Origin of the sequence: Pseudomonas iridis, from assembly GCF_017980685.1 — a bacterium.
In the GTDB taxonomy this organism is placed as follows: domain Bacteria; phylum Pseudomonadota; class Gammaproteobacteria; order Pseudomonadales; family Pseudomonadaceae; genus Aquipseudomonas; species Aquipseudomonas iridis.
Map to the genome: position 1 here is coordinate 17,788 of NZ_JACXXO010000028.1, position 13,835 is coordinate 31,622.

Consider the following 13,835-nt stretch of genomic DNA (forward strand, 5'->3'; position numbering starts at 1 on the left):
AACCGCGAAAAACGGACCGGGGGTCTACCGCGTGAAAAATCAGCTGAAAATCGCCTACAGAGCCTTGGGCGAGCTTGTACCCTATGCCCGAAACAGCCGCACCCATGACGCGGCGCAGGTCGCGCAGATCGCGGCCTCGATCACCGAGTTCGGCTTCACCAACCCGGTGCTGATCGACGAGGACGGTGGTCTGATTGCCGGCCATGGTCGGGTGCTCGCGGCCGGTCAGTTGGGCATGGCCCAGGTGCCGACCATCACCCTGGTCGGTCTGACCGAAACCCAGCGTCGGGCCTACGTGATTGCCGACAATAAACTGGCACTCAACGCCGGCTGGGACGAGGCCATGCTCAAGGTCGAGCTGGAAGCGCTCAGCGAGTTCGGGTTTGACATCGAGCTGACCGGTTTTAGCAGCGACGAAATGGCGGCGATGTTTGCCAGCGAGCCGGAGAAGGCCGGGCTGACTGATCCTGATGCCGCGCCCGACGTGGACGATCCGGTCAGCGTGCCGGGCGACACCTGGATACTCGGCACCCACCGCCTGCACTGCGGTGACTCGACCGAAGTGACGGCGGTGGAGACATTGATGGCCGGGCTGATGGTCGACGCCTGCTGGACCGACCCGCCGTACAACGTCAACTACGAGTCGAAGCTGGCCGGCAAAATCAAAAACGACCACATGAAGGACGAAGCCTTCCGCACCTTCCTGCGTGATGCCTTCACCTGTGCGTTTACCGTGATGAAGCCGGGCGCGCCGATCTACGTGGCGCATGCCGACACCGAGGGGCTGAATTTTCGCGGCGCCTTCAAGGAGGCCGCGTTCAAGATTTCCGGCTGCCTGGTGTGGGCCAAGGATTCGCTGGTGCTCGGGCGCTCCGATTACCAGTGGCAGCATGAGCCGATCCTCTACGGTTGGAAGCCGGGCGCGGCGCACCGCTGGTATGGCGGGCGCAAGCAGACCACGGTGATGAAACTGGGCGGCAGCCTGTTCACGCAAAACGAGGACGGCACGGTCACGGTCAAGGTCGGCGGCGAGTCCATCGTCATCAGCGGCGACAACCTCAAGGCCATACCGCTGGCCTCGACCGTGATCCGCTGCGAAAAGCCCAAACGCTCCAGCGAGCACCCGACCATGAAACCGGTCGAGCTGATCGCCAAGATGCTGCGCAACTCCACCCGCGAAGGCGACCTGGTGCTGGACCTGTTCGGCGGCTCCGGCTCGACCCTGATCTGCTGCGAAATGCTCGGCCGTCAGGCGCGCCTGATGGAGCTGGACCCACGCTTTGCCGATGTGATCGTCAAGCGCTGGCAGGACTTCACGGGCCTCACCGGCGTGCTCGAAGGTGACGGCCGCACATTTGCGGAGGTGCAAGCATGGCGGGCTCAGGACGCAAGCCAACCCCCACCGCCTTAAAGCTGGTCAAGGGCAACCCCGGCAAGCGCGCGGTGAACAAAAAAGAGGCCCAGGTGGCCCTGTCGCAGCCGACGCCGCCGGCGTTTCTCTGCGACGACGGCAAGGTCGAGTGGGGCCGGGTGGTCGACAAGCTGTACAGCGCCGGGCTGATGACCGAGCTGGACCGCGCGGTGCTCGCCGCCTATTGCCAGTCCTACGGGCGCTGGGCCCAGGCCGAGCGTGCCCTGGCGCGCATGGCTGAAAAAGATCCGCTCAACAGTGCGTTGATGGTCAAGACCACCAACGGCAACGCGGTGCAAAACCCCTTGGTCGGTACCGCGAACAAGGCCCAGGCCGACATGGTGCGTTACGCGCTGGAGTTCGGCATGTCGCCATCCTCCCGCTCAAAAGTGAACGCCACGCCTGATGACCACGAAAAAGACGCGCTCGCGGACTTCTTCGCCTGATGATCCGGCCACCCAATATGCGCGGGAGGTCGATTCGGGCGCTCGAATAGCCGGCCCTGATATCCGCAACGCCTGTGCCCGCCACCTGCGTGACCTGAAAGACGGCCCCAAGCGCGGGCTGCTGTGGGACGTGGAGGCGGCCAACAAGGCCATTCGCTTTTACCGCCAGGTGCTCAAGCTCAACGGTGGCGAGTACGAAGGTCAGCCCTTTGAATTGCTGGCCTGGCAAAAATTCATCGTCGGCAGCCTGTTTGGCTGGAAGGCTGCGGACGGCTACCGGCGCTTTCGTGTGGCCTATGTCGAGACCGGCAAGGGCTCGGGCAAGTCGCCGCTGGCCGCCGGTGTCGGCCTCACGGGGCTGGTCGCCGATGGTGAGGCGCGCGCCGAGGTGTATGCCGCGGCGACCAAAAAAGACCAGGCGATGATCCTGTTTCGCGATGCGGTGGCCATGGTCCAGCAGTCGCCGGAACTGTCCAAGCGCCTGACCACCAGCGGCACCGGGTTGAACATCTGGAACCTGGCCTACCTGAAGAACGGCTCGTTTTTCCGGCCGATCAGTTCCGACGATGGCCAGTCCGGGCCGCGGCCGCACATGGCCTTGATCGATGAGGTGCACGAACACAAAACCAACCACGTCGTGGAAATGATGCGCGCCGGCACCAAGAGCCGCAAACAAGCGCTGATGTTCCTGATCACCAACAGCGGCTCGAACAAGCTCGGGCCGTGCTGGGGCTATCACGAATATGGCGCGCGGGTCGCCGCCGGTGAGCTGGTGGATGACGGCTTCTTTTCGTTCATCTGCTCGCTGGATGAAGGCGACGATCCGATCCGCGACGAGGGCTGTTGGTTCAAGTCCAACCCATCACTGCAGGACGCCGATCTGCCGGGTCTGAAGTACTTGCGCGAGCAGGTCACCGAGGCCCGCGGCATGCCCTCGAAAGAGGCCATGGTGCGCCGTCTTAACTTCTGCGAATGGACCGGCGCCGAGTCGCCGTGGATCAGTGCGGACGTGTGGAAGGGTGCTAAGAGCGACTTCGATTGGGAGTCGCTGCGTGGTCGCCGTGCTTATGCCGGCCTCGACTTGTCCAGCACCCAGGACTTGACCGGCCTGGTGTTCCTGGTCGAACCGCTGGCCGAGGGCGAACCGTGGCTGTTGGTGCCCTTTGCCTGGCTGCCTGATGACGATCTGGCGCGCAAGGGCGAGCAGGACCGCGTGCCGTATGAGGCGTGGCGCGATGCCGGCTACCTCTACACCACGCCGGGCAAGGCGGTCAGCAAACGCATGGTGCTGCAGCGCCTGTCGGCGCTGTGCCAGTTCTTCGACGTGGCGGCGGTCGCTTTTGACCGCTGGCGGATGGAGGACTTGCAGTCGATGGCCACCGACGAAGGAATCACCTTGCCGCCGATGGTGCCGTTCGGCCAGGGCTACAAGGAGATGTCGCCGGCGGTGGAGCGCTTCGAGGAGCTGCTGCTCAACGGCGAGATCGTCCACGCCGGGCACCCGGTAATGAACTGGAACGCCAACAACGCCGTGACCACGTCCGATGACGCTGGCAACCGCAAACCCAGCAAGGAGAAAGCCATCGGCCGCATCGACTTGATTGTCGCCGCGATCATGGCCTGTGGCATCTCGGCCAAAGACGACGAGGACGCGCCGGACTCCAGCCTTTCTGACCACATCGTTAAACACGGGATACGGACGCTCTGATGAAAGTATTAAAAAGACTGGGCCGGATGATGGGCCGCAAGAGTGATCCCCTGGTCATCGACACGCCGGAAAAATTGGCGCGGGCGCTGGGGGTTGGCTACGACAGCCACGCCGGGCAAATGGTCACCACCACCAGCGCGATGCAACAGACGGCGGTGTTCAACTGCGTGCGGGTGCTCGCCGAGTCGGTCGGCATGTTGCCCTGTCGGCTGTTCAAGAAGGACGGGCGCAACCTGCTGCCGGCCACCACTCACCGCCTGCATGAGCTGCTGAGCGTGGCGCCCAACGACTACATGACCGCCCAGGAGTTTTGGGAGTTGCTGGTCGCCTGCCTGTGCCTGCGCGGCAACTTCTTTGCCTACAAAGTCATGGTGCTGGGCAACGTGGTCGAGCTGTTGCCGCTCAATCCGTCGATTGTCACGCCCAAGCTCAAGGACGATTGGACCGTTGAATACAAGGTCGACTTTGCCGACGGCACTCGCTACCTGACTCAGGATGAAATCTGGCATGTGCGGCTGTTCACCCTCGACGGCCTCAACGGTTTAAACCCGATTGCCTACGCCCGTCAGGCGCTGGGTCTGGGTCAGGCGATGGAGGCCCATGCGGCGAAGTTGTTCACCAACGGCGCGGTGACCTCGGGGGTGCTGTCCACCGGGCAGGCATTAACCGATGAAGCCTTCGAGCGTTTGAAGACGCAATTTCAGGGCGAGCACATGGGCGTGGCCAACGCCTATAAGCCGATGATCCTGGAGATGGGCCTGGACTGGAAACCGATCAGCCTCAACGCCCAGGACACCCAATTTATCGAATCCCGCCGACTCAGCGAGTCGCAGATCTGCGGCCTGTTCCGGGTGCCGCCGCACCTGGTGGCCAACCTGGAAAAGATGACGTTAAACAACGTCGAAAACATGGGCATGAGCTTCGTCAACTACTCGTTGGTGCCCTATCTGACCCGCATCGAGCACCGGATTCAGGTCGGCCTGCTGAAGAAATCTGAGCGAATTAGCTATTTCGCGAAGTTCAACGCCGGGGCACTGATGCGCGGCGACCTCAAGGGTCGCTACGAGTCCTACGGCAAGGGCATTCAGTGGGGGATTTTAAGCCCCAACGATTGCCGCGAACTGGAAGACCTCAACCCCCGCGAAGGCGGCGATATCTACCTGACTCCGATGAACATGACCACCAAGCCCGAGGGTAACAATGGAGATTAAATGGCTGCACGTTCCGCTGAATTTGAAGGCGGTGGACGAAACCGGTGAGTTCGAAGGCTATGGCTCGGTCTTCGGTGTTCGGGACCATGGTTACGACATCGTCATGCCAGGCGCATTTACCAAGAGCCTGGCGGCCTGGAAGGAAAAAGGGAAGTTGCCGCCGGTGTTGTGGATGCACGACACCAAGGAACCCATCGGCCCGCACCTGGATATGCGCGAGGACGAAAAGGGCCTGTTCGTTAAAGGTCGTCTGCTGATCGACGACGACCCGGTGGCCAAGCGCGCGCATGCCCACATGAAAGCGGGAAGTGTCACCGGCCTGTCCATCGGCTATGTGCTCAAGGACTACGACTGGAGCACGGAAAAAGAAGCCTACCTGCTCCATGAAATCGAGCTGTGGGAAGTGTCGGTCGTCACCTTTGCGATGAACGAAGCGGCCTATGTCACCGACGTGAAATCAGTGCTGGCCAAGGGCGAAGTCCCGGCCGCCAAAAAGATGGAAAGAGCCCTGCGCGAGGTAGGGCTTTCTGTCTCCCAGTCCAAGGCCTTTATGGCCAAAGGCTACAGCGCCCTTGGCCCGCGAGAGGCGGTGCAGGATCAAGCGCTGGACTCCGTTAAATCTCTTATTTCCCGAATCTGAAGGAGCCTCTCATGGCTGTTGAATTGAAAGATGTGCAGGACGTTGCCGAGGCTATCGGCAAGAAGTTTGACGAGTTCAAGGAAAAGAACGACGCGCGTCTCGACGGGCTGATCGCGGAAAAGGGCAAGCTCGCCGGCGAGGTCGAAACCCTCAACGCCAAGCTGACCGAGCTGGGCGAGCTGAAGTCCAACCTGGAGCAGGAGCTGGTGGCGATCAAACGTCCAGGCGGTGGCAACGTCAAGGCGGTGTCCGAGCACAAGGCGGCATTCATGCAGTTCGTGCGCAAGGGCAAGGACGACGGCCTGGCTGAAATGCAGCAAAAAGCCCTGCAGACCACCGTCGAGTCGGACGGCGGTTATGCGGTACCGGAAGAACTGGACCGCACCATCCTCGAGCTGCTGCGCGATGAATCGCCGATGCGGCAAATCTGCGGGCAGATGACCATTGGCACCGCGGACTACAAAAAACTGGTCAACACTGGCGGCGCGGGCTCCGGTTGGGTCGGTGAGGTCGAGGACCGGCCGGAAACCAACACCCCGACGCTGAAGCAAATCCAGGCGGTGATGGGCGAGATTTATGCCAACCCGCAGGCGACTCAGACTGCGCTCGACGACATGTTCTTCAACGCCGAGGCCTGGCTCAACGGCGAGGTGGCTCGCGAGTTCGCCGAGCGTGAAGGCTCCGCGTTCCTCCTGGGTGACGGCATCAACAAACCCAAGGGCCTGCTGGCCTATGCCATGGCCCTGACCGGCGACAAGACCCGCGCTTTCGGCGTGCTGCAAAACATCAAGTCCGGCACTGCCGGCGACTTTGATGCCGATGACCTGGTGAAGTTGGTGTACAGCCTGAAGAAGGGCTACCGCGCCAATGCGTCGTGGATGATGCCGACCATGACCCTGTTCAAGGTGCGCACCTTCAAGGATGCGGTCACCGGCGCCTACATCTGGCAGCCGGGCCTGCAGGCGGGTCAGCCGTCGAGCCTGCTCGGTTATGGCGTGGCCGAGAACGAAGACATGCCCGCGGTGGCCGCCGACGCCAATGCGGTGGCGTTTGGTGACTACAAACGCGCTTACACCATCGTCGACCGTCTCGGCACCCGCGTGCTGCGTGACCCGTTCACCAACAAGCCGAACGTCGGTTTCTACACCACCAAGCGCGTCGGCGGCATGCTCACCGACTCGTGCGCGGCCAAGGTGCTGACCCTCAGCGCGTAACCGCCCAGGGCACCCTGCGGGGTGCCCTGGCTTCGAGGAGCAATCGTTATGCCGATAATTCTGGTCACCGCGGGCTTCAAGTTCGCGGTCGATGGCAATCATGTGATCGAGGTCGAGCCGGGCGAGCAAGACGTCTCCGAGCGCTGCGCCGAAGTGGCAGTGGAGCACCTGCAGGTGGCGACGTATCCAGGCGGCACCGCGCCGGCGAAGGTGCCGCTGTCGGCCAGCAAGCCCAAAGCGCCTGCCAAGCCGAAGGCCGGCGCCGGAGGTCAGTAATGATCGATCCGGCCATGGTGAAGTTGCACCTGCGGGTCGATACCGCAGAGGAAGACGAGTTGATCCTGGGCTACACCGAGGCGGCGTTAAGCGCCTTTGAAACCTGGACCAATCGCACCCTGCTGGCGCCCGACGCCGACCTGCCGGAGCCGCTGGGCAATGCCTTGCGTCTGAGCAAGAGCATTACCCAGGGTGTGCTGCTGCTGGTTGGGCATTGGTACGCCAATCGCGAGAGCGCCGTCACTGGCATTACCGCGACGGCGCTGCCGCTGGCCACCACGGCGCTGTGGTCACCGCACCGCTGGGTGAAGCTATGAGGGCCGGGCCGCTGCGTCATCGCTGCTCGCTGCAGCAGGAGGAGCGGGTGCCGGATGGCTTCGGCGGTTACACGCAAGGCTGGTCGGAACTGCGCAAGATTTGGGTGGAGATCGGGTTGCCCGGCGGTCGCACCGCGGTCGTCGCGCAGCAGATTACCGCGCTGATCAGCGCCGAACTGCTGGCCCGGCCCGCGGCGGATCTGCAGGTCGGCCTGCGCATTGTCGACGGCAGTACGCGTTACCTGGTCGAGGCCGTGCTGCCGGATAACCAGCACTCGCTGCTGCGCCTGCCGTGTTCGCTTGTTCCCGCTCAGGAGGCCTGATCATGGCGCGACGTTCCAGTGTGAAAGGGGATTTCAAACTGCGCGGCAAGCTGCGCAAGCTGGGCAACGAGATCGAAAGCGATTTACGCCCGGCCATGCTGCAGGCCGCGGCGCTGGTCTTGAGCACCCAGCAGGACTTGATTCTGCGCGACACCGGCCGCGCCGAGCAGTCGTTGAAGGTCTTTGTCTCGAAAAGCGGCCTGGATGCGCAGATCGGTATCCGGGGCAAGCGTGACAACCAGAAGTTTTTCTATACCAAGTTCATCGAGTACGGCACCAAAGGTTACCGGCGTGGCGAGCATGCGATTGCCGGCATGCCGGCGCACCCGTGGCTGCGGCCTTCGTATGACCTCAACCGTGAGGAGATCGTGTTGCTGATCCGCCAGGCGATCGCCTCCACCTTGCGCAAAGCGGAGGTCACGTGAGCGATCCCAGCCTGGCCTTACAAGCGGCGTTGTTTCAAAAGCTCAGCGGCGCCTTGAGCGTGAAGGTGTTCGATGCGGTACCGGCGAAAACCCCTTACCCCTACGTGACCCTCGACTATGAGGTGTCGCGTAACAGCTCGCCGCTGTCCGGGGCCAAGCGCGAAACTCGCCTGTTTTACCTGGCGGTCTGGTCCAGTTACGCCGGGCAGGCCGAAGTCAAACGCATCAACAGCGAGATCGTTGCCGCCCTGGATGGGCAGCCGCTGCCACTGAGCACCGGTCGCGCCGTCTCGGTGCGGGTACTGCGCACCGAGACCCGCCGTGAACCGGACGGCGCGACCTACATGGGCAGCGTCACGCTGAGCATCCTCACCCAACACTAAATCACCCCACCTTTGCCGCTTTGCGGCTTATCACCTGTCCTTCAGGAGGACTGCTTATGTCTATCAATACCGGCGCTGGCAGCCGTTTTTACATCGGTCCACGCCTCACGGCGGACCTACCAGCCGACCATGCCGCGGCCATCACGCTGTTGGCCGCGTTGGTCTATGTCGAGGTCGGCGAAATGGAAAGCATCGGCGACTACGGCGACACCATCAACGATGTGAGTTTTTCCGGCCTGGCCCAAGGCCGCGCCAAACATTTGAAGGGCCTGGCCGATGCCGGCTCGGTCGAGCTGTCGATTGGCTTTGATGCCGGCGATGCCGGCCAGTTGAAGTTGGTCGAAGCGTTCAAGGATCGCTCCAAGTTCGATTACCCGATTAAGGTCGTGTACGTCGATGGCTCCATCGACTACATGGCGGCCAAGGTCATGAGCAACAAAAAGACCGGCATCAGCGTTGAGGGCGTCATCAAGCGCGCCGTGACCCTGGGCATCAACTCCGAAGTGTATGAAGTCCTCGAGCCTTAATCGGCCCCTGCAGCCGGCGCCGCTCTCGGCGGCGTCGGCCGCTGCTTGACCTTCCCCCCTTACCCCTTTTTTATCAAGAGCATCCTCATGTCCAAGACCAACCACGGCACCGTTGAAGTCACCCTCGGCGACGAGACCTTCACCCTGAAACCGACCCTCAAAGCGATGAAGGCCATCGAACAGCGTTTTGGTGGGGTCTTTGCCGCCCTGACCTCGATTGGCACCGCCAACCTGACCAGCATCTCGTTCGTCATCGCGGTCGGTACTGGCGTCAATCTGGCGAAAAAAGGCGCGGCCGATGCCATTGAAGAAGCGGTGTTCGAGGCCGGTCTCGAGGTCGCCGGCAGCCAGGTGGTGCCGTACCTGCACGGTTTCCTCAACCCGGCCGGCAAAACCGACGCGGAACTGGAAGCGCAGGCTGAATCGGGAAACGCGTAAAGCGCGACCCCAACCACAGCGTGGTCGATGAGCTGTTCCAGATCGCCACCGGTTGGTTGGGTTGGTCGCCGCGTGAAGCCTGGCGCACGCCGGTCGTTGAGATCGTCATGGCTTGGGAGTCCAAGCGGCAATTTCTCAGTGACACCAACCCGTTCGGCGGGGGTGGCGGCGACTCGCCGCCGTCCAAGCAGGCGGTGGCCAAGGAAGCGCGCATGGGCTTCCGGGTCGCGGCGATGAGCCGTCCAAAAGCAACACCCGAGTGACCTAAACCGCCTTGTGCGGTTTTTTTTTGCCTGGAGAAAAGCAATGGCCGACGCCGACGTACAAGGCATGTTGATCAACATCGAAGCGACCACGGCGCAGCTTCGTCAGGAACTGGCGCGCGGGGACGCCGCCGTGTCGCAAACCGCTGGAAAAATGGACGCCAACCTCGGGCGCATCGACAGTGCGTTCGACCGCACTGGGGCCAATGCCAGCGCGCTGCAGCAGGCGGTCAGCTCGGCGTTTAACGGCATCAGCCTGGCGTCCGCCGGCGCGGTGGCCGGGCTGGTGGCGATCACTGCGAAGACCGCCCAGTACGCCCAGGAAGTGCGCAACCTATCGTCGCTGGCTAACGCCTCGACCAGCGAATTCCAGCGCATTGCGGCCGGGGCCAAGACGGTCGGCGTCGAGCAGGAGAAGCTTTCGGACATCCTCAAGGATGTTAACGACCGGGTCGGGGAATTCGTTTCCACCGGCGGCGGCGAGATGAAAGACTTCTTCACCAACATCGCGCCCAAGGTCGGGGTGACGGCGGAGATGTTCCGCAATCTCTCCGGTCCGCAGGCGCTGCAGCTGTATTACAGCTCGCTGGAAAAGGCCAACCTCAACCAGCAAGAAATGACCTTCTACATGGAGTCCATGGCGGACGAGACCACCGCCCTGATTCCGCTGCTGCGCAACAATGGCCAGGGCTTTAAAGAGTTTGGCGATCAGGCCGAGCGCGCCGGCAAAGTGCTCTCGACCATCCAGATTGATCGCCTGGTGGCGGTCAACCAGTCGATTCGCACCCTGGAGACATCGTTCGCGGGCGCCTCCAATCAGCTGGTGGTCGGCCTCCTGCCGAGCATCGAGCAGGTCACCCAGCACCTTAACGGCATGTCCGACAACGGCGCCATGCAAGCCTTGGGCGCGGGCATCAGCTTTCTGGTGGAGAACGTCAACCTGCTAGCCGGCGTGCTCGGGGCCAAGGTCGCCGCGAGCTTTATCAGCTACGCCAGTCAGGTACTGGTCAGCACCAAGGCCACGCTCGCCGACAGTTTGGCGGTCAAGGGCAATGCCCTGGCCAAGTCGGAGCAGGCTGCGGCGGCGGCGGGCCTGGCGGCGGCGCTGGCCACCGAAGCCTCGGCCACCGTGGTGACGGCGCGGGCCACCGAAGAAGCGGCGCTGGCCAAGGTACGTATGCTGCAGGCGGCGCGCGACCAGCTGGCCTATTCGACGGCGCTGGCCGTGGGCACCGCTGAGGAGGCTAAGTACACCCGCGCCTTGGCCGCGACCGATGTGGAATTGACCGCGGCGAAAAAGGCCGCCGCTCAGGCGGGTGCGCAGTTGGGTGCGGTACTGACGGCCGAGTCAGCGGCGCTGGCCAAGGACACGGCGGCCACCACTGCGGCAGCGGCCGCTAAGACGGAACTGGCCGCGGCGTCGTCGCTGGCGGCGCGGGCCGGCTCGGGGCTGCTGGCCTTGCTCGGTGGCCCGGTGGGCATTGCCGCCCTCGCCGTGGGGGCCGGCATTGCGTTCCTGACCATGCGCGACAACACCAACCAGGCGGCGATCAGCCTGGACGAGATGAAGGCGCCGCTGGACCAGGTCATTGCCAAATTCAAGACGCTGAACGAGGATCAGCGTAAAGGCACCCTGGTGCAGTGGGGCGAGGCGCAGGCGGCCGCGGCGAAAACCGTGGCCAGCGAATTCGGCAACCTGGCGTCGTCGATCCGTGCCGCGACGGTGGACCCGAGCCAGGCCCGGCTGGGCGGCTATTCCGTGCAGCTCAAGGAATACTCGGAGCTGATTGCGCGGCTGAAAGAAGCCCAGGCCAATGGTCAAGCGCTGGCGCCGATCCTGGAGGGGTTGCGCGGCAAGGCGGGGATCGATGACGCGCAGATCAATGCGTGGCTGAAACAAGCCAAGGCGGTGAGTAACGCCGGTGGCGTGCTCGCCGAGACCACGCTCAAGTTAGACGCGCAAACAGCCGCGCTCAATGCCAACACCGCCGAAACCGAGGCCAACAACGCCGCAAAAACCGGTATGAGCGTGGCCGGCACCACCTACCTGCAAACCCTGCAGAAACAGCTCGACGGGCTGCAGGATGGCGGTAACGCGACCAAGATCGCTAACCGCTACATCGCCGAACATACCGAGCTGACCGACACCGACAAGTCCTCGATCTTGGCCAAGGCTGCGGCGATTGAGGCCGCCAAGGAGGCCACCAAGCAAGCCACCGCCGCGACCAAAAGCGGCACCAGTGCCGCCAAAGAAGCCGCCGCCGAGGCCGAGAAACAAGCCAAGGCGCTGACCGACCTCAAGGCCCAGGCCGATATCGCGATCAGCTCGGCGACTGGCTTGGCGGCGGCGTACCTGGCCGGCACCGACAAATCCCGCGAGTTCGGCCTGCAGCAAAAGGTCGAAGAGGCGCTGCTGAAAACCGGCGCTGCGGCGCGGGCGGCCGTGGAGAAAGCGCTCAAGGCCCAACAGGACGCGCAGGACAAGCTGAACGTCAGCCAGTCGGCCTACAACCTGGAGCAAGAAACCACCGACCTGATTGCGCAAGCCAAGGCCACCCTGCAGGGCGCTGAGGCCCTGGCGGCCTATAACGTGCAAAAGGCCATGACCGTGGCCCTGGCCGGGAAAAATGTCGAGATTGGCAGCCAGGAATACGAGCACCTGTTGGCGGCGACCAAGGCTCAGCAGGACGCGGTGAAAGTCGCCCAGCAGGCGGCCAACGCTGGCGGCATCATGGAGCGCCTGTACCCCGAGGCCAAACTGCTTAAGGACTACACCGCGGACCAGCAAGCGCTGAATGCGGCGATGGCCTTGTATCCACAAAACGCGGCCGCCTATCAGGCGGCCCTGGTCAAGCTTGGCGACGAGTACGAGGTCAACCGCAGCAAGGCCACGCTGTGGGGGCAGATGACCGAAGGGGCGATTGATCGCATCGACGGGGTGTTTGCCGATGCCTGGGCCAACATCGGCAGCGGCGCGGACAACCTGTGGGATAACCTGGTCAAGGGCGCTAAGCAGGCCTTTGGCGAGATCGCGCACATGCTCACCACCAAGCCGTTGCTGGCCTCGATCAGCAATTGGCTGACCGGCACCGATAACGGTCAGGGTCTGTCGTCGGTGTGGGGCAAGTTACTCGGCAGTGCCGGCGGCTCGTCGTCGGAGTCGGGCGGTGGGTTGTTTGGTGGTTTGGCCGGTATCGGCAAAAACCTGTATTCGGCCTGGAATACCATCACCGGTGTCGGTTCGTCGGTGGCCTCGGGGTATGCCTCGGGCGGTATCGGCGGTGCGATCTCAGGTGGTGCCGGCTACTACAGCAACATGCTGTCGAACATCGCCAGCACCCTCAGCGGTGGCTTCACCAGCCTGATCGGCGGCAACATCGCCATCACCGGCGCGACGGCGGCCGGTACCGCCGCGACCACCGCTGCCCTCACCGGGGTCACGGCGGCGCAAGCGGCGGCGGCCGCGGCCACCGTGGGCGCTGAAGGCATCACCGCGGCCTCGCTGTCGGCGGCAGTGGCCGAAGGTGCGGCTTCGATTGGCACCAACATCGGCGTGGCCGGGGCGACCACCGCGGCGGCCTCACAGGGCGTTGGCGCGGCGATCTCTTCGGCGATGTCGAGTGCGGCCGCCATGTGGCCGCTGGCCATCGTCATGGGCATGTACCAATCCGGCAAGCTGTACGATGCCGGGGTTCGCCCAAGCATGAGCGAGATGCAGGCCACTGGCGGCGACACTGCGCTGGGCAAGGCCACCATGGCACCGATTGCCCTGCAATCCGGAATCATGGAGCTGACCGACAAAATCAACAGCAAGCTGGTGGGTGGCAAGCTGGCTGCAATCATCAGCGGCTCGACGTTGCACCAGGCGGTATGGGGCGCAGTGGGCAAGAAGCTGTTCGGCGGCGCTTGGGAAACCAAGGACGGCGGCATCTCCCTCGGTGTCGAAAATGGCGAGTTCGATGCTCAGCAGTACATTTACCAGAAGAAAAAAGGCGGCTTATTTTCCAGCAGCAAAAAGCGCACACGGTACAGCGCGCTGGATGCAGAGACCGAAGATGCGCTGGGCTCGGCTTATAACGAGAAGATCCTCAATTCCATGGGGTTGTTCTCGGCGCTCGGCGTTCAACTGAGCGAGACGGTGCTCGACGGCTTGAACGTGGCGGCCAGTAAGATCAGCACCAAGGGCAAGACAGCGGAAGCTGTCCAGGAAGAGCTGGATAAATGGTTCGCTGGTTTGGGCGACTCGGCTGTCT

General features: G+C 63.1%; 15 protein-coding genes. All 15 read left to right on the top strand.

From position 1 onward, the window contains the following. Nucleotides 1–31: 31 nt before the first annotated feature. Complete coding sequence (locus IEQ42_RS26690) at nt 32–1,411, top strand: DNA methyltransferase (RefSeq protein WP_210706123.1); 1,380 nt, start codon at nt 32–34, stop codon at nt 1,409–1,411. Next, nucleotides 1,372–1,857, top strand: a complete 486-nt coding sequence (locus IEQ42_RS26695; protein WP_210706124.1) for a phage terminase small subunit P27 family — start codon at nt 1,372–1,374, stop codon at nt 1,855–1,857. Before IEQ42_RS26690 ends, IEQ42_RS26695 begins: the two co-directional genes overlap by 40 nt. Further along, nucleotides 1,817–3,565: a terminase large subunit gene (locus IEQ42_RS26700; protein ID WP_210706125.1), complete on the top strand. Its 1,749-nt coding sequence runs from the start codon at nt 1,817–1,819 to the stop codon at nt 3,563–3,565. Before IEQ42_RS26695 ends, IEQ42_RS26700 begins: the two co-directional genes overlap by 41 nt. After that, nucleotides 3,565–4,776, top strand: a complete 1,212-nt coding sequence (locus IEQ42_RS26705) for a phage portal protein (RefSeq protein ID WP_210706126.1) — start codon at nt 3,565–3,567, stop codon at nt 4,774–4,776. The genes IEQ42_RS26700 and IEQ42_RS26705 overlap by 1 nt, the downstream gene beginning before the upstream one ends. Further along, the gene (locus IEQ42_RS26710; protein WP_210706127.1) at nt 4,766–5,416 is read left to right on the top strand and encodes an HK97 family phage prohead protease; all 651 of its coding nucleotides are present in this window, start codon (nt 4,766–4,768) and stop codon (nt 5,414–5,416) included. Before IEQ42_RS26705 ends, IEQ42_RS26710 begins: the two co-directional genes overlap by 11 nt. 11 nt (nt 5,417–5,427) lie before the next feature. Continuing rightward, nucleotides 5,428–6,630 carry a phage major capsid protein gene (locus IEQ42_RS26715; protein ID WP_210706128.1) on the top strand — a complete coding sequence of 401 codons (1,203 nt, stop codon included), beginning with the start codon at nt 5,428–5,430 and terminating at the stop codon, nt 6,628–6,630. A 48-nt stretch (nt 6,631–6,678) separates the two neighbouring features. Continuing rightward, a complete protein-coding gene (locus tag IEQ42_RS26720) occupies nt 6,679–6,906 on the top strand; it encodes a hypothetical protein (protein ID WP_210706129.1) in 228 nt (75 codons plus the stop codon). Next, a complete protein-coding gene (locus IEQ42_RS26725) occupies nt 6,906–7,223 on the top strand; it encodes a head-tail connector protein (RefSeq protein WP_210706130.1) in 318 nt (105 codons plus the stop codon). Before IEQ42_RS26720 ends, IEQ42_RS26725 begins: the two co-directional genes overlap by 1 nt. Continuing rightward, entirely contained in the window at nt 7,220–7,546 is a 327-nt protein-coding gene (locus IEQ42_RS26730) for a head-tail adaptor protein (protein ID WP_210706131.1), read from the top strand. Before IEQ42_RS26725 ends, IEQ42_RS26730 begins: the two co-directional genes overlap by 4 nt. 2 nt (nt 7,547–7,548) lie before the next feature. Then, the gene (locus IEQ42_RS26735; protein ID WP_210706132.1) at nt 7,549–7,971 is read left to right on the top strand and encodes an HK97-gp10 family putative phage morphogenesis protein; all 423 of its coding nucleotides are present in this window, start codon (nt 7,549–7,551) and stop codon (nt 7,969–7,971) included. Beyond that, nucleotides 7,968–8,354 (top strand): DUF3168 domain-containing protein, encoded by a 387-nt coding sequence (locus IEQ42_RS26740; protein WP_210706133.1) that lies wholly within the window; start codon nt 7,968–7,970, stop codon nt 8,352–8,354. Before IEQ42_RS26735 ends, IEQ42_RS26740 begins: the two co-directional genes overlap by 4 nt. A 56-nt stretch (nt 8,355–8,410) precedes the next feature. Next, entirely contained in the window at nt 8,411–8,881 is a 471-nt protein-coding gene (locus IEQ42_RS26745; RefSeq protein ID WP_210706134.1) for a phage tail tube protein, read from the top strand. Nucleotides 8,882–8,968: 87 nt separating this feature from the next. After that, the gene (locus IEQ42_RS26750) at nt 8,969–9,319 is read left to right on the top strand and encodes a hypothetical protein (RefSeq protein ID WP_210706135.1); all 351 of its coding nucleotides are present in this window, start codon (nt 8,969–8,971) and stop codon (nt 9,317–9,319) included. 20 nt (nt 9,320–9,339) lie between these two features. Further along, nucleotides 9,340–9,582 carry a hypothetical protein gene (locus IEQ42_RS26755; protein ID WP_210706136.1) on the top strand — a complete coding sequence of 81 codons (243 nt, stop codon included), beginning with the start codon at nt 9,340–9,342 and terminating at the stop codon, nt 9,580–9,582. Nucleotides 9,583–9,625: 43 nt separating this feature from the next. Next, the coding region (locus tag IEQ42_RS26760) for a hypothetical protein (protein WP_210706137.1) at nt 9,626–13,835 on the top strand (4,210 nt) is incomplete at its 3' end.

What these genes read in the sequence shown, in the direction of transcription:
- IEQ42_RS26735 (WP_210706132.1), top strand. Translation starts at nt 7,549, where the DNA reads ATGGCGCGACGTTCCAGTGTGAAAGGGGATTTCAAACTGCGCGGCAAG.
- IEQ42_RS26710 (WP_210706127.1), top strand. Translation starts at nt 4,766, where the DNA reads ATGGAGATTAAATGGCTGCACGTTCCGCTGAATTTGAAGGCGGTGGAC.
- IEQ42_RS26730 (WP_210706131.1), top strand. Translation starts at nt 7,220, where the DNA reads ATGAGGGCCGGGCCGCTGCGTCATCGCTGCTCGCTGCAGCAGGAGGAG.
- IEQ42_RS26725 (WP_210706130.1), top strand. Translation starts at nt 6,906, where the DNA reads ATGATCGATCCGGCCATGGTGAAGTTGCACCTGCGGGTCGATACCGCA.
- IEQ42_RS26745 (WP_210706134.1), top strand. Translation starts at nt 8,411, where the DNA reads ATGTCTATCAATACCGGCGCTGGCAGCCGTTTTTACATCGGTCCACGC.
- IEQ42_RS26715 (WP_210706128.1), top strand. Translation starts at nt 5,428, where the DNA reads ATGGCTGTTGAATTGAAAGATGTGCAGGACGTTGCCGAGGCTATCGGC.
- IEQ42_RS26720 (WP_210706129.1), top strand. Translation starts at nt 6,679, where the DNA reads ATGCCGATAATTCTGGTCACCGCGGGCTTCAAGTTCGCGGTCGATGGC.
- IEQ42_RS26695 (WP_210706124.1), top strand. Translation starts at nt 1,372, where the DNA reads ATGGCGGGCTCAGGACGCAAGCCAACCCCCACCGCCTTAAAGCTGGTC.
- IEQ42_RS26705 (WP_210706126.1), top strand. Translation starts at nt 3,565, where the DNA reads ATGAAAGTATTAAAAAGACTGGGCCGGATGATGGGCCGCAAGAGTGAT.
- IEQ42_RS26750 (WP_210706135.1), top strand. Translation starts at nt 8,969, where the DNA reads ATGTCCAAGACCAACCACGGCACCGTTGAAGTCACCCTCGGCGACGAG.
- IEQ42_RS26700 (WP_210706125.1), top strand. Translation starts at nt 1,817, where the DNA reads ATGACCACGAAAAAGACGCGCTCGCGGACTTCTTCGCCTGATGATCCG.